The organism is Glutamicibacter sp. NPDC087661, assembly GCF_044743275.1.
In the GTDB taxonomy this organism is placed as follows: Bacteria; Actinomycetota; Actinomycetes; order Actinomycetales; family Micrococcaceae; genus Glutamicibacter.
Window position 1 is genome coordinate 130,707 of record NZ_JBIUWE010000001.1, and the last position, 17,932, is coordinate 148,638.

Sequence of the window (17,932 nt, forward strand, 5' to 3'; positions counted from 1 at the left end):
CATCCCAATGGATGCGGGGGAGTTTTGCGTTAAACCCGGGAAATTGCGCGTCAAAAGTTTAGCTCCGCTGATTGATCACGTTTCGACTAGGCGATACATAGGATTGAAGCAACGAGCCGCCGATTAACCTTCACCGCTTCAGGAGCACCAGCCATGATTGAATCCCTGCAGAATTTCGCCGCGTCCTTCCCGGAGCCACTGCAATTCTTGGCGGTTGCCTTGCTAGCTGCCATTCCGCTGATCGAGTCCTACTTTGGTTCGGCCATTGGCGTGGTCATCGGTGTTCCGGTGGTTGCTGCCATCGCCACCGCCGTGATCGGCAACGTGATTTCCATGCTGTTGTTCGTCAACAGCGCCCACGCCGTGCGCAACAAGGTTCGCAAGGGCAAAGACTCGGAGAAGAAGGAACGCAAGTTCGAGAAGCTGCGCCGAGCTTTCGATAAATACGGCATTGCCGGGGTGAGCCTTCTGGGACAGACCATCCTGCCTTCGCAGGTGACCTCGGCTGCCTTGGTCTCCTTCGGTGCTAATAAGCAGAAGGTGATCATCTGGCAGATCATCTCGATTATCTTGTGGGGCACCGCGTTTGGCGTTCTGGCTGCCCGGGGAATTAGCCTGATGGGCTAACCGGAACTCGCTGAAAGCGAACAAGCCGTCCTCGAATGACCGAGGACGGCTTGTTTTCCAGTGGCTATGGAATGCCAAGGGATTACTTGCGGCGTCCAAAAGCAAAATAGGCGATGGGGCCAAGGAAATTGACCATGCTGGCCGCTGCCCATGCCGGCTTTGGACCCTTGACCTGTTCGGCGGGGCGCTTGTACAAATCCCGCAGTGCCGCAACCATCAAGGTCAGCTCGGCAATTGCCGCAAAGGCGACCGCGATCTTTCCGCCCGGTGGCAGATCCTGGAACTTGCGCTTCGTTTCCATGAGGTGGCTCCTAGCTGCCGCTTTTCCCGCCCGCTGGACGCGTTGAAAGCGGATGAATGAAAAATTTTTTCAGGACGGGAATTATTCTCTCACCACCGCAGTTGAAATGAGCAGAACGCAAAGTTGAGTCACCTTCGCTCAAGTTGATTTGACAGCCGAAAGCGGCTGAGTAAACTTGAGTGCAGAACGCTCAATGAGGATAAATGTCCTCAGCGTTAGTACTTTCAACCAAGGCAAAGGAGAGCCATTATGTCGCGTGCCGTAGGTATCGACCTAGGAACCACCAACTCCGTCGTTTCCGTGCTCGAAGGTGGTGAGCCAACCGTTATCGCAAACGCGGAAGGCAACCGCACTACCCCGTCGATCGTTGCTTTCTCGAAGAGCGGCGAAGTCCTGGTTGGCGATATCGCCAAGCGCCAGGCCGTCAACAACATCGACCGCACCATCGCATCGGTCAAGCGTCACATGGGTACCGACTGGACCATTGACGTTGACGAGAAGAAGTACACCGCTCAGGAAATCTCGGCTCGTACCCTGATGAAGCTGAAGAACGACGCTGAGTCGTACCTGGGCGAGAAGGTCACCGACGCGGTGATCACCGTTCCTGCATACTTCAACGACGCAGAGCGCCAGGCCACCAAGGAAGCTGGCGAGATCGCCGGCCTGAACGTCCTGCGCATCGTCAACGAGCCAACCGCAGCTGCGCTGGCTTACGGCCTGGAAAAGGGCCAGGAAGACGAGCTCATCCTGGTCTTCGACCTCGGTGGCGGCACCTTCGACGTTTCCCTGCTGGAAGTCGGCAAGGACGACGACGGCTTCTCGACCATCCAGGTCCGCTCTACCGCAGGCGATAACCGCCTGGGCGGCGACGACTGGGATCAGCGCATCGTGGATTGGCTGCTGGCCCAGGCCAAGGCCAAGGGCGCGGACCTGTCCAAGGACAAGATCGCGCTGCAGCGCCTGAAGGAATCTGCTGAGCAGGCCAAGAAGGAACTGTCCTCGGCTACCAGCACCAACATCTCGCTGCAGTACCTCTCGGTGACCCCGGAAGGCCCAGTGCACCTGGACGAGCACCTCTCGCGTGCCAAGTTCCAGGACCTGACCAAGGACCTGCTGGAGCGCACCCGCAAGCCATTCAACGACGTCATCGCCGAGGCAGGCGTCAAGGTTTCGGACATCGCCCACGTGATCCTGGTTGGCGGTTCCACCCGCATGCCAGCCGTTGCCGAACTGGTCAAGGACCTGGCCGGCAAGGAAGCGAACAAGGGCGTGAACCCAGATGAGGTTGTCGCCGTGGGCGCAGCGCTGCAGGCAGGCGTGCTGAAGGGCGAGCGCAAGGACGTTCTGCTCATCGACGTCACCCCACTGTCCTTGGGTATCGAGACCAAGGGCGGCGTGATGACCAAGCTGATCGAGCGCAACACCGCGATCCCGACCAAGCGTTCGGAGACCTTCACCACCGCCGAGGACAACCAGCCTTCGGTATCCATCCAGGTCTTCCAGGGCGAGCGCGAGTTCACCCGCGACAACAAGGCGCTGGGCACCTTCGAGCTGACCGGTATCGCACCGGCTCCTCGCGGCATCCCGCAGGTTGAGGTCACCTTCGACATCGACGCCAACGGCATCGTGCACGTATCCGCCAAGGACAAGGGCACCGGCACCGAGCAGTCGATGACCATCACCGGTGGTTCCTCGCTGTCCAAGGAAGACATCGAGCGCATGGTCCAGGAAGCTGAAGCACACGCCGAAGAAGACAAGGCACGCCGCGAGGCCGCTGAGACCCGTAACGCCGCTGAGCAGGCTGCCTACTCCGTAGACAAGCTGATCAAGGACAACGAAGACAAGCTGCCTGAAGAGGTCAAGACCGAGGTCCAGGCTGACGTCGACGCCCTGAAGGCTGCCCTGGAGAAGCAGGACAACGACGACGAGGTCAAGGCCGCGTTCGAGAAGCTGCAGGCATCGCAGACCAAGCTGGGCGAGGCAATCTACGCCAACGCGCAGGCCGAGGGCGCCCAGGCTCCTGAGGGCGAGCAGGCACCGAACGCTGATGAAGACATCGTCGACGCCGAGGTCATCGACGAAGACGAAGCCGACAAGAAGTAAGGAGTTTAGGAATATGTCCGAGGCAAAGGACCAGAACGAGAACTCCGGCCAGGAGCCGGAGAACCAGCCAGAGGCCGCCAACGAGCAGCCAACCGCTGACGCCCTGGGTCAGGCCGAGGCGATCCTGAACGAAGCTGCTGCTGGCGCTGAAGCCGATTCGGCGCAGCCGGAAGAGGCCGGTGCGGTGGAAACCGAACTGCGCAACGACCTGCTGCGCCTGCAGGCCGAATACGTCAACTACCGCAAGCGCGTGGAACGCGACCGGGCCGTAGCGCGTGAAAACGCCGTGCAGTCCGTGCTCAACACCCTGCTTCCGGTGCTTGACGACATCGATGCGGCGCGAGCCCACGGCGACCTCGCCGACGGCCCGTTCGCATCGATCGCCAACAAGCTGGATGGAATTCTGGCTCAGCATGGCCTGGAGCGCATCAACGAGGCCGGCGTGGAATTCGACCCGAACATCCACGAAGCCCTGCTTCGCCAGGCTGTTGACGAGATTCCAGCCGACCACGTGGGACAGGTGCTGCGCACCGGTTACCGCAAGGGAACCATCATCCTGCGTGCAGCTCAGGTGCTGGTAGCAACCGGCGAATAGCCACGAATAGCACAATCGATACTGCCCACTGCCGAGTCTTCGACAGTGGGCAGTGTCGAATTGGCACTGAAAGGATGGGGCCCTGATGGCAAGTCAGGACTGGATCGAAAAAGACTTTTACGCCATTCTGGGCGTCTCCAAGGACGCCAGCGAGGCGGACATCAAGAAGGCGTACCGCAAGCTTGCGCGCAAGTACCACCCGGATACCAACCAGGGTGATGCGGCCGCTGAAAAGAAATTCAAGGACATCTCCGAAGCCAACTCGGTGCTTTCGGACAAGGAAGAGCGCGAGCAGTACGACGCGATCCGCGCCATGGGCGGCGGAGCGCGATTCTCTGCTGGTGGCGGACCGGGCGGCCCCGGCGGGCAAGCCGGCTTCGAGGACATCTTCTCCAACCTCTTCGGAGGCGGCGGAGCGGGCCCACGTGGCCGCGGCGGGCAGCCGGACTTCTCCGACCTCTTCGGTGGTGGCGGCGGTTTCGGTGGCGGCGGCTTCGGCCAGAGCGCACCACCGCGCAAGGGTGCTGACCGCACGGCGAGCACCACGATTTCCTTCTCCGGATCAATTAAGGGCACCACCATTGGCCTGCGCGAGCAGAATGGCGAGGTCATTGACGTGCGCATACCGGCGGGCATCAAGGATGGCCAGTCGGTGCGCGTGCGCGGCAAGGGCCAGCCTGGTGCTGCCGGCAACGGCGACCTGCTGGTCAAGGTCAAGGTCAGCGAGCACCCGTTCTTCAAGCGCGAAGAGAACAACATCCGCATCCACGTGCCGGTGACCTTCGCTGAAGCGGTGCTTGGAGCAAAGATCCACGTACCGACCCTGGACGGGGATTCCGTTGCGGTGAAGGTTCCCGCTGGATCCAACTCCGGGCGCACCTTGCGTCTGAAGGGCCGCGGCGTGAAGACCTCCAAGGCCACCGGCGATCTGCTGATCGTCCTGGATGTCGCGATTCCGCAGAACCTCTCGGATGCTGCAAAGAAGGCCGTGGAGGACTTCGCATCAGCCACCGAGGGCGAGGATCCACGAGTGGATTTGGCTGCCAAAGCCAAGCTCTGAACCCAATAGGCTGTCTTCCCTGCCCCGTCATCGAATTGGCTGGGCAGGGAAGATAGACTCGAAGGCAATAGGGACCGAATCCAAGGTCCTTGCAGAAAGGTGGTAGAAGCAACGTGAACGGGGAGTACCTGCGACCTGTCTTCGTCATTTCCGTCGCCGCGCAACTTGCAGACATGCATCCGCAGACGCTGCGCCAGTATGACCGCATTGGTTTGGTTTCGCCCAGCCGCCAGAGCGGAAAGCAACGCCGCTACTCGCAGCGCGACGTATCACTGTTGCGCCAGGTGCAGGCCCTGAGCAAGGAAGGCGTCTCGCTCGAGGGCATCAAGCGCATCCTGGACCTGCAAGATCAAGTCGCCTATCTGCAAACCGAAGTCAATGGGCTTCGCCAAGAACTTTCCGCCGTACGCCAGGGCCAATCTCGCATCTTCGCTGCGGGCACCGCTGGAGGCGACATCGTTTCGTTGGCTAGGGGCATGCGCCCTGAACGCCGTGAACCGACCGTGACGCTGTTTACCGCACGCCGCGCTATCGGACGCTAGATCCGTCCGTGCCGGGCCAAGCGCGCTTCCAATTGGGTGCGCACGGCAGGCCATTCGTGCGGGAGTATTGAGAACATCACCGTATCGCGCAGGGTGCCGCTCTTTGGATCATATTTGTGATTGCGCAGCACGCCATCCTGCTTGGCGCCGAGCCGTGCAATCGCGGCGCGTGAAGCGGCATTGTGCCAGTGCGTGCAGAAAGCCACTGAATAGCAATCCAGTTCCTCGAAAGCCCGGCGCAGCAGCATGAACTTGGCAGCTGGATTGATCCCGGTGCCTTGGGCTGGCATGGCCAGGAACGTTGAGCCGATTTCCACGCGGTGATTTGCCGCGTCGATATTCAAGTAAGTCGTGGCCCCCACCGCTTTGCCGGTGGACAGGTCGATGATCGCAAAGGGAGCCATCTCGCCAGTTTCCTGCAATGCCAAGCGGCGCTGGATATCCAAGCGCATGGATTCGGCCGATGGAGTGGTGGCAAACCACGCTTCATCCAACTGGCCGTTGGCTGCGAGCTGGATCAGATCCGGGGCGTGGTCCATTGACAATTGTTCTAGCCGCACCCCGGCATAGTCCATTCTCGGAGCTTGGGCGTAGTGCAGACTTTGCGCAGAAGAAGAGGCCATGGAATCCATCCTATGGATTCCATGGCCTCTTCAATGCTTTATTTCGGCGACTAGCCGATGCGGGTGTACGCCAGATCGAAGACCAGACGACCAGCCTTGAGCGCCTTGCCTTCGAAGCTGGTCAGGATCCGGCGCTCGAAACGCGGGGCCCAGCCACCCTGGGCATCGGTGAATTCTGGCTCGGGGTCGAAGCCTTCCATGCCCTCGCGGCGCACCTTGGTCAGGTTGCTCTCAGTGCCGGACAGATTGCCATGATGCTGGTTCTCGAAGTCCGGATGGGCTTCGAGGACTTCGCGCATTTGCTCGGCGTAGTTGGACCAGTCGGTGGCCAAGCGCAGGGTGCCTCCCGGCTTGAGCACGCGGGAGACCTTGTCCAGGAACGAGGCCTTGATCAGGCGACGCTTATGGTGGCGCGGCTTGTGCCATGGATCTGAGAAGAAGATCCAGATCTCATCGGCGCTGTTCTCGTCCAGCATGACATCCAGAACCTCTGGGGCATTGGCCTGCACTGCGCGGACGTTGGTGATGCCGAAAGACTCGACCTTCAGCATCAGCTGGGCCAGGCCCGGACGGTAGACCTCAACGGCGAGGTAGTTGCGCTCGGGATCATCCTTGGCGGCGTTGGCGATGCATTCGCCCAGGCCGGTGCCGATCTCCACGATCAGCGGTGCGGTGCGTCCGAAAGCCTCGGCAGGATCGAGCTGGAAGTCATCGGCAACCGAAGTGTCGGCGATCTTGCGGGGCGGCTCAATGACGTACTGATCGGCATTGCGCTCCCAGGCGCTGGCACGGCGGCCCTGCAGGCGGTTGCCGCGGCGCACGAAGGATACCGGCTCGGCACGGAAAAGGTCTGGGTTCCTAGGGGCAGTGCCGTGGGCTGGGCGCTGCTGCTCGCTCGATTCGCTCATGATGATTAATCCTATCCGAGCAAGCTGCTTCGATGCTTGCCGAACGGTAGGGGATTGGACACCCCTAGAAGAAAATCGGGGGGATCCCCGATGGAGTAAAACAGGCAAAAGACAGAGAATATAACCATGACTGATTTAGTGCGCGGTATTCTCAACATTATTTGGCTGCTTTTCGGCGGCCTGTGGCTGGCCTTGGGCTACGTGTTGGCAGGCATCATCTGCTGCGTGCTGATCGTGACCATTCCATTCGGCATCGCCTCGTTCCGCATTGCCGGCTATGCGCTGTGGCCGTTTGGCCGCACCGTGGTCGACAACGGCCCGGTAGGCGCGTTCTCCACCCTGGGCAACATCATCTGGATCATTTTTGCTGGTATCTGGATTGCCGTTGGGCACGTGGTAACCGCGATCCCGATGTTCATTTCGATTATCGGCATCCCGCTGGGGATCGCAAACTTGAAGATGATCCCGGTTTCCCTGATGCCTCTGGGCAAGGTCATTGTGCCTTCGGACTATTTCATCGGCGGTGTTCGCCGCTAGGCTGCGCCAAGACAGCGAATGGCTGCCAACCCTTGATGGGGTTGGCAGCCATTCGCTTTATGTACGAACCTGATCAGCTCTTGAGGTACTCATCGTGCTGGCGGTGCGCTTCGGCGACCTCGACACGGATCTTGTCCACGTCCTTGGCCTTGTCGCGGTACTTCTTTTCCATGGTTTTCACATACGCTTCTTCCTCCACCAAGGCGCGGTAGATGCGTTCGCGTTCGACCGCGTCCGAGGTGTAGCTCAGGTCGTTGTAGCTGTTGGCATGGCGGCGCAGGTTGCCGATGGCAGTCTGGGCCTTGCCTGCCTTGCTGAACAGCGAAGCGAGAATTGTCAGCACCAGGACACCGATAATGACGCTCAGCGACAGGCCGGTGCTGATTTCAATGACCATCACGTGCTCACCATCATTGATGAATGGCAAGTTGTTCTCGTGCAGTGCATGCAGGATCAGCTTCACGCCGATGAATGCCAGGATTGCTGCCAACCCGTAGGACAGGTAGATCAAGCGGTCCAGCAATCCGTCGAGCAGGAAGTAGAGCTGGCGCAGTCCCATGAGCGAGAAGGCGGTAGCCGTGAACACGATGTAGACGTTCTGGGTGAGTCCGAAGATCGCAGGGATGGAATCCAGAGCGAAGAGAATATCGGTACCGCCGATGGCCACCATGACCAGCAGCATCGGAGTCAGGACCTTCTTGCCATCGATCTTGGTGAACAGCTTGTCGCCGTCATAGTTGTCGGTAGTGTGGAATAGCTTCTTGGCGATCCGGATGATGAAGTTGTTGGCCTCATCGGATTCGTCATCCTTCTTCAGCAGGTTGCCTGCGGTCAACAGCAGGATCAGGCCGAACAGGTAGAAGACCCAAGCGAACTGGTTGATCAGCGCCGCGCCGACAAAGATGAAGGCGGTACGTGCGATCAGCGAGAAGACGATGCCGAAGAGTAGGACTTTCTGCTGGTCTTCGCGGGGTACGCGGAAGCTGGCGATGATAATCAGGAAGACGAACAGGTTGTCGACCGACAGGGCCTTCTCGGTAATGTAGCCGGCAAAGTACTCGGCACCCATGTCGATTCCGCCGAAGACCAGCACCAGCACACCGAAAACGAGGGCCAATCCAACATAGATGCTGGACCAGATGGCTGCTTCACGCAGCGATGGAACGTGGGCCTTGCGGATGTGGAAGAAATAGTCGAAGGCCAGAAGGGCGAGAATCACGACAATCGTGATGCCCCAAATCATAGGGGAAACTCCCATAGGGATTCCTGCTTTCGTAAGTAGCGCGCGAACGCATCTGAGTAAGTCTCTTCACCGACCCCGGGGCTGGCCGCAAAACCCGGCAGGACCATGAAGTCCTGCGTATTGACGGATTCAACGATTATGAATACTCCCTTACGTTCTACCAGCTTATCCTGATGCGATGCTTCTGGAAAAATCTTGGTCCGTGGATGTCATGATGATCTGTAATGTACTTTGTCTTTGTGCAGTTGGGTAGGCGTCAATAGCAATTCGAAGAATGCACTTTGCTTGGAGCAACGTGGGCTAGGGGCAGGAACTAGGCGCTGCTAGAGCGACTTGTGCATCTTGATGCTGGTGGTTTCATATCCAAGCGATTCATAGAGGCCGCGAGCGCTCTGGTTGAATCCGAACACATTCAGCCCCAGGGTACGTGCGCCGTGGGCACGGGCGTATTCTTCGGCCAAATTCATGGCCTGGCGTCCGAACCCCTTGCCGCGGTGCCCGGGGTCGACAACTATGTCCCAAACCCACCATGAAGCCGGATCGCCTGAGGTGTCGTGGCCGATCCAGACATAGCCCACATCGCCGAAAATGCCATGCTCCAGGGTGAATACCGCATTGGTGCAACTTGGCAATCCGGTGGGAAAGGCCCGGGTCATGGCCCGGTCTGCATCTTCCTGCGCCTTGTGCTGGGAACTGCCAGCGGCAACAAGGTCCGATACGTACTCGGCGGTACTTCGTGCCATCCACGAATGGAATTCTTCAGCGGGAAGCGGGTGGAGTTCTAATGGCATGCCCGGAGTCTACCGGTTGAGGGCGGCACGCTATTTCCGCGCGGCCAGGATTTGTTCACGCAGGATATCTGCGTGTCCGCAATGCTGTGCCAGTTCACGCAGCATATGCAGCTGGATCCAGCGCAGCGGCAGCGGTCCACGCCGGTTGCCTGAGAAGACGTCATCTCCTGTTTTGCCTTCGACTGCTTGATGCGACAGTTCGATGGCTTGGGCATATTCGTGCCGAATCGAATCGATGGTGTCGGAAGCCTCCAAGTCGAATGATTTGCTGGGCGAAGAGGCAATGCCCAGCTCTGCACGGCTCCGGCCGGTGGCTGCTTCACCGAACCAGACCCGTTCCACGAAGATCGCATGTTTCACCAGCCCGAGCAGCGTGGTCTTGGATTCAACCAACTTCAATCTGGCTTCGGCTTCACTCAGTCCGCCGGTGCAGGAAAGCAGCATCTGCCGGTGCTGATCGATGAAAACTTGGACCATATCATCGTGGGTCAGTGAAAAAATGTCTTTGGAATCCGGGTTGGCCATGCCTTATCTTAAGTCGGCAAATCGTCAGTGACAAGGTATTTTGCCTCTGGGGCAAGTGAAATGGAAAATCTTTCGAAAATCTTGCTCTAGCTGGAATACGAAGAGTGCGAGTAGAGTTGAGTTAAGTACACTCAAGTTTATGGGTTCACCCAATTAGAGAAAGGATGCGCGTGGACACCAAACTCACCACTAAGAGCCAAGAAGCCCTCTCGGCTTCCGGGATGAACGCTTCAACCGCAGGCAATCCGCAGATTGAACCTGCGCACCTGCTGAAGGCCTTGCTGGACCAGCGCGACTCCGTCGCAGTCGCCCTCCTGAAGACCGCCGGATTGGATGTCGACGCGCTTTCGGTCAAGGCAAGCGCTGTCATCAACGCATTGCCTTCCAGCTCCGGCAGTTCAGTGGCCCAAGCCCAGTACTCCCGACAGGTGCTGCAGGTTGTGAGCAACGCCCAAGCGGCTGCCGCAGAAATGGGGGACACCTACGTCTCCACCGAGCACCTGCTTATCGCCTTGGCATCAGACCAGACCAAGGCCGGCGACGCGTTGCGCGAATTCGGGGCCACCCGCGAACTGCTGGTGGGCACCTTGCCCACCATCCGCGGCGACCGCAAGGTCGATAATCCGGATCCGGAGGCCACCTTCCAGTCCCTGGAGAAGTTCGGCACCGACATGACCGCCCTGGCGCGCTCGGGCAAGCTGGATCCAGTCATCGGCCGCGACCGCGAGATCCGCCGCGTGGTCCAGGTGCTCTCCCGCCGAACCAAGAACAACCCGGTGCTGATCGGCGAGCCAGGCGTTGGCAAAACCGCTGTCGTTGAGGGGCTTGCCCAGCGCATGATCGCGGGCGACGTGCCGGAATCCCTGCGTGGCAAGACCCTGATCTCGCTGGATCTGGGCGCCATGGTCGCCGGCGCCAAGTACCGTGGCGAATTCGAAGAGCGGCTGAAGTCGGTATTGGAAGAGATCAAGGCTTCGGACGGCCAGATTGTCACCTTCATTGACGAGATCCACACCGTGGTCGGCGCCGGAGCCTCCGAAGGCGCCATGGACGCGGGGAACATGCTCAAGCCAATGCTCGCCCGCGGCGAGTTGCGCTTGATTGGTGCTACTACCTTGGACGAGTACCGCGAGAACATCGAGAAGGATCCCGCCCTGGAACGCCGCTTCGCACAGGTGTATGTCGGTGAGCCCAGCGTGGATGACACCATTGCCATCCTGCGTGGGTTGAAGGAGCGCTACGAGGCGCACCACAAGGTTTCCATTGCGGACTCCGCCTTGGTGGCAGCATCCACGCTGTCCAACAGGTACATCTCCGGCCGCCAGCTGCCAGACAAGGCCATCGACCTGGTCGATGAGGCCGCTAGCCGCCTGCGCATGGAGATCGACTCGGCTCCGGAGGAAATCGATGAGCTGCGCCGCGAGGTGGACCGGCTGACCATGGAGGAGCTGGCGCTGTCCGATGAAACGGATCCAGCTTCGGTGGAACGCCTGGATGCGCTGCGCAAGGACATGGCCGACAAGAAGGAACAGCTGGACGCGCTGAACTCCCAGTGGGAAGCCGAGAAGGCTGGCTTGAACCGCGTCGGCGACCTGAAGGTCAGGCTCGACGAATTACGCAGCCAGGCCGACAAGGCCCAGCGCGAGGGCGACCTGGAGCAGGCCTCTCGCCTGCTCTACGGGGAGATCCCAACGCTGCAGCAGGAACTGGATGCGGCGGCAGCTGCCGAAGCCGATAAGGCCGATACGCACACCATGGTTGCCGAGGAAGTCACCGCGGATGACATTGCAGAAGTCATCTCGGCGTGGACCGGTATTCCGGCCGGGCGCATGCTGCAGGGCGAAAGCCAGAAGTTGCTGGATATGGAAGAAATCATCGGGCAGCGCCTGATGGGGCAGAAGCAGGCTATTGCCGCTGTCTCTGACGCCGTTCGCCGTACCCGCGCCGGCATTGCCGACCCGAACCGGCCTACCGGATCCTTCCTGTTCCTGGGTCCTACCGGTGTCGGCAAGACCGAGTTGGCCAAGTCCCTGGCTGACTTCCTCTTCGATGATCCACGGGCGATGGTGCGGATCGACATGTCCGAATACTCGGAGAAGCATGCGGTTTCGCGCCTGGTCGGTGCCCCTCCGGGCTACGTAGGGTATGAAGAGGGCGGGCAGCTGACCGAAGCTGTGCGCCGCCGCCCGTACTCGGTGATTCTGCTGGACGAGGTGGAAAAGGCGCATCCGGAAGTATTCGATATCCTGCTGCAGGTGCTCGATGACGGGCGGCTGACCGATGGCCAAGGCCGCACCGTGGACTTCAGGAATACCATTCTGATCCTCACCTCGAATCTGGGTTCCCAGTTCCTGGTGGACCAGAGCATGGAAGACGAGGCCAAGAAGTCAGCGGTGATGAGCGTGGTCAATGCATCGTTCAAGCCGGAGTTCTTGAACCGTCTCGATGAGGTCATCCTCTTCGACCCATTGAGCATCGAAGAGCTGGGCAGCATCGTCAAGCTGCAGATCGACCTGCTCGCACAGCGCTTGGCCGACCGCCGCTTGAACCTGGAGGTGGATCAGGCCGCCAGCGATTGGCTGGCCCTGACCGGTTACGATCCTGCCTACGGCGCTCGTCCGCTGCGCCGCCTGGTGCAGCGCGAGATCGGAGACCGGCTGGCCAAGGAGATCCTGGCTGGAACGGTGCAGGACGGGGATACTGTAGGGGTCACCCTGGACGAAGTTGGCGACAAGCTCAAAGTTGCCAAGAAGGCCTAGGAGCCTGGCAATGGCGAGGGCGTGAACGGATGGAATCCCGTTCATGCCCTCGCCATTTTTCCTGAACGCAGACTTAGCTGTCGGTGGTCTCCTGTGCCTTGGACGGCTCCTCTTCGGAGTTCTCCGATTCTCCATCCGTAGAGCCCTCTGGCAGCAATGAGTTGCGGACGTCGCCCTCGGACAGGCTCAGGAAGCACGAAACGGTGCGGTCGCCCTGGCCCCAGGTGCTCTCCGAGGGACGCGAGAAGTGATAGGTCCAGGTGGAGTCCAGCCCTGCACGAGGATCCAGTGACACCGATTTGCACAGGTCTTCGGATTGGGTGAGCAGCACGTTGGCTCCCGGGTACTCCTCGCCAGTGACCTGGAAGATGCCGATCAGTTGGGCATTGTGGGAGGAATCACAGGTTACGACCGTCTGCGGATCCAGTGGTGAATTGAATCCGCGCAGGCAGTCGCCTTGCTCCAACTGGGTTGGAGGCATCTCGGTGGCAACAATGCCGTCGAGGCCTGGATTCTCGTTGCGCTCCACGTTGTTCGCAGTTGGCGAAGCAGGGGGATCCACTAGTCTCAACACCACGAAAACCACTGCCGCGGCCAGTGCGAGAACGGCGACAATCATCAAGGCCCATTGGGCACTTTGACGCTTGGGCTTCTCCGGTTCTGGCTGCAATGGCGGCAAAGCCGCCTGCGGCTCGGGCAGATTGTTTTCCACCACCTGTTGAGCTCCTTCGTGGTTGGGTCGGGCGATCGCTCGCCGGCTCAATACATAGTCGTTGGACTAATCGACAGTCTAGCGGTTTCGGAGGGTGTTGCATTCAGCGCTCGCCGGTGAATCGTGTTAACCTTTAATTACGAAAGAACTGATCACATATTCGGGGGCCTTCATCTTTTCAAGGTGGACCACCTCCCGACTCTACTGAAAAGAGGGGGTCACGCCATGGGGCGCGGCCGTCAAAAGGCTAAAGCACAGCGTCAGGCGCGAGATATCAAGTACTACTCGCCGTCCACTGACCTTTCGGCACTTGAACGCGAGTTGGGCGTTCAGTCCGATCATCATGCTCAGAACACTGAGCGTAATGATTCATCGTATGACGAAGAATATTCGGAATACGACGAGCTGACTAAGAAGTACTCGGGAGATGACGAAGACGAGTAGCCTCGTCTTCTGATGCCGGGAGTCCTTGGCTCAGAGTGCCACACCTTAAGCATTGAGTGGTACAGCTCTTCAGTACATTTTGCGACAAGCCGCAGCGACTAAGCTAAATTAGCTTTTAGTCGTTGCGGCCTTTGTCGTGCCCAGTAATTGTTAGGTGGAACGTGAGCACTCCAGAAGAGCTATCCATCCAGATGGCGCATAATTCGGCCATCCGGTCGATGCAGCGCATTGTCGAGCAGCAGGCACCTGAATCCCCGGAAGCTGAAGCGCGTGCCGGGGTGCGCCAAATGCTTTCCGCTGGCGGGGTCCTGGTGGTCACCGGAGCCGGTGTTTCTACCGATTCCGGAATCCCCGACTACCGGGGACCCAACGGTTCATTGCAGCGCCACCGGCCGATGACCTATCAAGAATTCCGATTCCGTCCTGAAGCCCGGCAGCGCTATTGGGCCCGTGGCTACGTCGGCTGGCGCCATATGGACAAAGCCGAGCCTAACCACATTCACCAGCGCTTGGTGCAGTGGGAAGAGCACGGGAAACTCAGTGGAATCATTACGCAGAACGTTGACGGGCTGCACCAGCAGGCCGGATCCAAACGGGTCATTCCGGTCCATGGCGACTTGTCGATCGTCCGCTGCCTGGACTGCGGGTACAGCGAGAACCGCAATGACTTTGATCTGCGCCTGCAGGCGGCCAACGAAGGCTATTTGGAAGCCGTGGAAATCGACCCCAGCGCGGTGAACCCCGATGGGGATGTGGAGCTGCCCCAGTATCTGGTTGACCGGTTCAACATGGTGGCCTGCTTGAGCTGCGGCTCGCTGGCCCTGAAGCCTGATGTGGTGTATTTCGGCGAGAACGTTCCGGTTGAACGCAAGGAACGCATTGCGGCACTGGAAGCGGAATCCACATCGCTCTTGGTGCTGGGCTCCTCCCTTGCAGTGATGAGCGGGTACAAGATCCTGTTGAACTTCGTCAAGCGGGATTTGCCGGTGGCGCTGATTACCAACGGCCACGTCCGCGGTGAACAAAAAGCAACCTGGCGCTGGCGTGTGCCTTTGGAGCACGCCCTGAAGCAACTGGACTAGCAGGCCGGTATTTCGTCCCGCAAGGGACACCAATGAAGCGTGCCAAATGCTGCTCTGGGCACTCAGCCCGGCAGGAAGCTCGCACTGGTGCAGCACCACCGGCAGCATTGCCTGGCGCCTGGAAGCCGGGCAAGAGGGCTCCGGTCAACCCTGCATCCCCATTCGCATGGCGATGGCGTTAAAGAACCGATGCGCCGCACTGGGATCAGTGCGGCGCATCGGCAAGGAAGCGGATCCTGCGAGTACTACTTGGCGTAGTTGCCGGTCAGCAGCACTGCGCCGCCGTCAACGCCCTTGGCTCCCTGGACGTAGTCCAGTCCGGCATCGGCTGCCGCTGGATCGATATTCTCGACGCCGCCCATGACCCAAGCTCCCATGCCAGCCTTGTTCAGCAGCTCTACGGCACGATCAGCTACAGCTGGATCAACAACAGCAACCATGCCCACACCCAGGTTCAGGGTGCGCTCAAGGTCAGGCTGTGGCACGTTGCCCAGCTGGGCGATGGTGGAGAAGACTGCTGGCAGGGACCAGGTCGAGCGGTCCACACGGGCCATCAGGCCCTGGGGCAGCACGCGAGCCAGGTTGGCAGCCAGGCCCCCACCGGTGACGTGGCTGAAGCCGTGCACGCCGAAGTTCTCGCCGTCGTTCAGCTCGCCCACCAGATCCAGGCAAGCGGTGGTGTAGATGCGGGTCGGAACCAGCAGTTCCTCGCCCAAGGTCTTGCCGAACTCTGCAACTTCGCGTTCCAGCTCCCACTTGGCGTGGGCGATGACGCGGCGCACCAGCGAGTAGCCGTTGGAGTGGATGCCCGAGGACGCCATGCCGATGACGACGTCGCCGGCCCGCACGCGCTCCGGGCCCAGCAGCTGGTCAGCTTCGATGACACCGGTAGCAGCACCGGCAACATCGTATTCGTCCTCGGCTAGCAGGCCCGGGTGCTCCGCGGTTTCGCCGCCAACCAGCGCGGTGCCGGCCAGCTTGCAGCCTTCCGCGATGCCGCGCACGATATCCGCGATGCGCTCCGGGACGACCTTGCCGGTGGCGATGTAGTCGGTCATGAACAGAGGCTTGGCGCCCACCACGACAATATCGTCGACCACCATGCCGACCAGGTCCTGGCCGATGGTGTCGTGGATGTCCAGCTTCTGGGCGATGGCAACCTTGGTGCCTACCCCGTCGGTGGAGGTAGCCAAGTACGGCTTCTTGTAACCGGTCAGGAACGATACATCGAAGAGCCCGGCGAAGCCGCCGACCCCTCCGACAACGCCCGCGGTGTGGGTTGCCTTGATCGCGCCCTTCATCAACTCAACGGCACGGTCACCGGCCTCAACGTCAACGCCGGCACCGGCATAGGTGATGGAAGTTGGCTGCTGATCATTGCCGCTCATGGCAGTCGGTTCCTTTTCTGTTCTGGGCGCCGCATTTCCGGCGCCCTTTGCAACGAGATGGTTGGGATCGTGGAGGGGATTAGCTGTTGGTTTCGAACTCGGCATCAGGACCCGGCTCGCAGCCACCCTGGTTGCTGCGCTCCAGCAGGTTCTTGCCGCGGCGCTCCTCGTTCGGCAAGGCGATCGGGTACTCGCCGGTGAAGCACGCGGTGCACAGGCGCTCGCGCGGCTGGCGGGTCGCCTCGATCATGCCGTCTTCGGAAATGTAGGCCAAGGAGTCCGCGCCGATGGAGGTCGCGATCTCAGCCACGGCAGCGCCGTTGGCGATCAGCTCGGCACGCGAGGCGAAGTCGATGCCGTAGAAGCAAGGCCACTTGACCGGAGGCGAGGAGATCTTCACATGCACCTCGGCGGCACCGGCCTCGCGCAGCATGCGCACCACCGCGCGCTGGGTGTTGCCGCGGACGATCGAATCATCCACCACCACGACGCGCTTGCCGCGCAGCACGGTTTCCAGCGCATTGAGCTTGAGCTTGATGCCCAGCTGGCGCAGGGTCTGCGATGGCTGGATGAAGGTACGGCCCACGTAGGCGTTCTTCACGAAGCCGTGGGTGAAAGGAATGCCCGATTCCTCGGCGTAGCCGATGGCGGCCGGGGTGCCGGACTCCGGAACCGGGATCACGATGTCCGCGTCCGCGCTGTTCTCGCGGGCCAGCTGGCGGCCCATTTCCACGCGGGATTCGTAGACCGAGCGGCCGGCAATGGCAGCATCGGGACGAGCCAGGTAGACGTACTCGAAGACGCAGCCCTTGGGGGTGGCTTCGGCGAAGCGGGTGGAACGCACGCCGTTCTCGTCGATGGCGATCATTTCGCCGGGTTCGATTTCGCGGATGAACGAGGCGCCAACGGTAGCCAGTGCAGGCTGCTCCGAAGCAACAACCCAGCCTCGGTCCAGCCGGCCCAGGACCAGGGGGCGAACACCATGCGGGTCGCGGGCTGCGTAGAGGGTGTCCTCGTTCATGAAGACGAAGCAGAAGGCGCCTTCGATCTTCGGCAGCAGCTCCAGCGCGGTTTCTTCCAGCGACTGCCCTTCGGAACCGGCCAGCAAGGCGGTGACCAAGGCGGTGTCGGTGGTGTTGCCCTGGGCGAGTTCGCCGCGGACCTTGCCGCCTTCGGCCTGCTGCTTGGCGGAGACCATATCGGCCAGATCAGCGGAGTTGGTCAGATTGCCGTTGTGGGCCAGGGCGACGGTACCGGCCTGGGTCGGGCCCAAGGTCGGCTGCGCATTGGCCCAGTGGCTGGCACCGGTGGTCGAGTAGCGGCAGTGGCCGATAGCCAGCTGGCCGGCCATGGAGTTCAGCGTATTCTCGTCGAACACCTGGGAGACCAGGCCCATGTCCTTGTAGACGTTGATACGCGCACCGTCGCTCGTGGCAATACCAGCGGATTCCTGTCCGCGGTGCTGCAGGGCATACAGGCCGTAATAGGTGAGTTTTGCGACCTCTTCGCCAGGAGCCCAAACGCCAAAAACGCCGCATTCATCCTGCGGCCCCTTTTCGTTTGGAAGCAGGTCGTGATTTAAGAATCCATCGCCACGCGCCATGTTGGTTATTCTCTCATGTTCCAGTTGGTCGACACCGACCAAAAATGTGGTGGGTGGCGGCCAGGTGCGCGGCCGCCTGCTCTTCTAAT

The 17,932-nt window shown here is 60.4% G+C and carries 18 protein-coding genes; 9 read left to right on the plus strand and 9 right to left on the minus strand.

All coding sequences use genetic code 11. The features are described 5' to 3' along the window. Positions 1–153 precede the first annotated feature (153 nt). Positions 154–627, plus strand: coding sequence for a small multi-drug export protein (locus ACIOTN_RS00605; RefSeq protein WP_105657003.1), 474 nt, complete (start codon positions 154–156; stop codon positions 625–627). An 82-nt stretch (positions 628–709) separates the two neighbouring features. Here the strand turns inward: ACIOTN_RS00605 and ACIOTN_RS00610 are convergent, their stop codons facing one another. Continuing rightward, positions 710–928: a PLD nuclease N-terminal domain-containing protein gene (locus ACIOTN_RS00610; RefSeq protein WP_402734691.1), complete on the minus strand. Its 219-nt coding sequence runs from the start codon at positions 926–928 to the stop codon at positions 710–712. Positions 929–1,177: 249 nt separating this feature from the next. Between ACIOTN_RS00610 and dnaK the strand changes: the two genes are divergently transcribed. The 4 genes from dnaK to ACIOTN_RS00630 all read left to right on the plus strand — a co-directional run bounded on the left by dnaK (position 1,178) and on the right by ACIOTN_RS00630 (position 5,228). Further along, a complete protein-coding gene (dnaK, locus tag ACIOTN_RS00615; protein ID WP_105657001.1) occupies positions 1,178–3,031 on the plus strand; it encodes a molecular chaperone DnaK in 1,854 nt (617 codons plus the stop codon). 13 nt (positions 3,032–3,044) lie between these two features. Then, positions 3,045–3,626 (plus strand): nucleotide exchange factor GrpE, encoded by a 582-nt coding sequence (locus ACIOTN_RS00620; RefSeq protein WP_105657000.1) that lies wholly within the window; start codon positions 3,045–3,047, stop codon positions 3,624–3,626. Positions 3,627–3,711: 85 nt separating this feature from the next. Beyond that, the gene (locus ACIOTN_RS00625; RefSeq protein ID WP_105656999.1) at positions 3,712–4,686 is read left to right on the plus strand and encodes a DnaJ C-terminal domain-containing protein; all 975 of its coding nucleotides are present in this window, start codon (positions 3,712–3,714) and stop codon (positions 4,684–4,686) included. Between the two features lie 113 nt (positions 4,687–4,799). Further along, positions 4,800–5,228 (plus strand): heat shock protein transcriptional repressor HspR, encoded by a 429-nt coding sequence (locus tag ACIOTN_RS00630; RefSeq protein ID WP_105656998.1) that lies wholly within the window; start codon positions 4,800–4,802, stop codon positions 5,226–5,228. Here the strand turns inward: ACIOTN_RS00630 and ACIOTN_RS00635 are convergent. Together ACIOTN_RS00635 and trmB are read right to left on the minus strand one after the other, a co-directional pair. Further along, positions 5,225–5,851 carry a GNAT family N-acetyltransferase gene (locus tag ACIOTN_RS00635; RefSeq protein WP_105657088.1) on the minus strand — a complete coding sequence of 209 codons (627 nt, stop codon included), beginning with the start codon at positions 5,849–5,851 and terminating at the stop codon, positions 5,225–5,227. The genes ACIOTN_RS00630 and ACIOTN_RS00635 overlap by 4 nt on opposite strands. Positions 5,852–5,901: 50 nt before the next feature. After that, the gene (trmB, locus tag ACIOTN_RS00640) at positions 5,902–6,759 is read right to left on the minus strand and encodes a tRNA (guanosine(46)-N7)-methyltransferase TrmB (protein ID WP_133833561.1); all 858 of its coding nucleotides are present in this window, start codon (positions 6,757–6,759) and stop codon (positions 5,902–5,904) included. A 126-nt stretch (positions 6,760–6,885) separates the two neighbouring features. Between trmB and ACIOTN_RS00645 the strand changes: the two genes are divergently transcribed. Continuing rightward, entirely contained in the window at positions 6,886–7,296 is a 411-nt protein-coding gene (locus tag ACIOTN_RS00645) for a YccF domain-containing protein (RefSeq protein WP_105656996.1), read from the plus strand. Positions 7,297–7,369: 73 nt separating this feature from the next. Here the strand turns inward: ACIOTN_RS00645 and ACIOTN_RS00650 are convergent, their stop codons facing one another. The 3 genes from ACIOTN_RS00650 to ACIOTN_RS00660 form a co-directional block, all read right to left on the minus strand. After that, positions 7,370–8,554 (minus strand): TerC family protein, encoded by a 1,185-nt coding sequence (locus ACIOTN_RS00650; protein ID WP_105656995.1) that lies wholly within the window; start codon positions 8,552–8,554, stop codon positions 7,370–7,372. A gap of 308 nt (positions 8,555–8,862) precedes the next feature. After that, on the minus strand, positions 8,863–9,330 hold the full coding sequence (locus tag ACIOTN_RS00655) for an N-acetyltransferase (protein WP_133833562.1): 468 nt from the start codon (positions 9,328–9,330) through the stop codon (positions 8,863–8,865). Between the two features lie 30 nt (positions 9,331–9,360). After that, positions 9,361–9,855, minus strand: a complete 495-nt coding sequence (locus ACIOTN_RS00660; protein WP_133833563.1) for a DinB family protein — start codon at positions 9,853–9,855, stop codon at positions 9,361–9,363. Between the two features lie 170 nt (positions 9,856–10,025). On the opposite strand from ACIOTN_RS00660, the gene clpB reads away from it, so the two are divergent. Beyond that, positions 10,026–12,614, plus strand: coding sequence for an ATP-dependent chaperone ClpB (clpB, locus tag ACIOTN_RS00665; protein ID WP_133833564.1), 2,589 nt, complete (start codon positions 10,026–10,028; stop codon positions 12,612–12,614). A gap of 73 nt (positions 12,615–12,687) precedes the next feature. On the opposite strand, the gene ACIOTN_RS00670 is transcribed toward clpB, so the two are convergent. Further along, complete coding sequence (locus ACIOTN_RS00670; RefSeq protein WP_133833565.1) at positions 12,688–13,329, minus strand: septum formation family protein; 642 nt, start codon at positions 13,327–13,329, stop codon at positions 12,688–12,690. Between the two features lie 222 nt (positions 13,330–13,551). On the opposite strand from ACIOTN_RS00670, the gene ACIOTN_RS00675 reads away from it, so the two are divergent. Further along, positions 13,552–13,770 carry a DUF3073 domain-containing protein gene (locus ACIOTN_RS00675; protein WP_105657086.1) on the plus strand — a complete coding sequence of 73 codons (219 nt, stop codon included), beginning with the start codon at positions 13,552–13,554 and terminating at the stop codon, positions 13,768–13,770. A gap of 191 nt (positions 13,771–13,961) precedes the next feature. After that, positions 13,962–14,852, plus strand: coding sequence for a Sir2 family NAD-dependent protein deacetylase (locus ACIOTN_RS00680; protein ID WP_402734977.1), 891 nt, complete (start codon positions 13,962–13,964; stop codon positions 14,850–14,852). Between the two features lie 245 nt (positions 14,853–15,097). Here ACIOTN_RS00680 and purM read toward each other — a convergent pair whose 3' ends face one another. Both purM and purF read right to left on the minus strand, forming a co-directional pair. After that, on the minus strand, positions 15,098–16,240 hold the full coding sequence (gene purM / locus ACIOTN_RS00685) for a phosphoribosylformylglycinamidine cyclo-ligase (RefSeq protein ID WP_332485915.1): 1,143 nt from the start codon (positions 16,238–16,240) through the stop codon (positions 15,098–15,100). A 79-nt stretch (positions 16,241–16,319) separates the two neighbouring features. Next, positions 16,320–17,843, minus strand: a complete 1,524-nt coding sequence (gene purF / locus ACIOTN_RS00690; protein WP_105656990.1) for an amidophosphoribosyltransferase — start codon at positions 17,841–17,843, stop codon at positions 16,320–16,322. Positions 17,844–17,932: the final 89 nt, after the last annotated feature.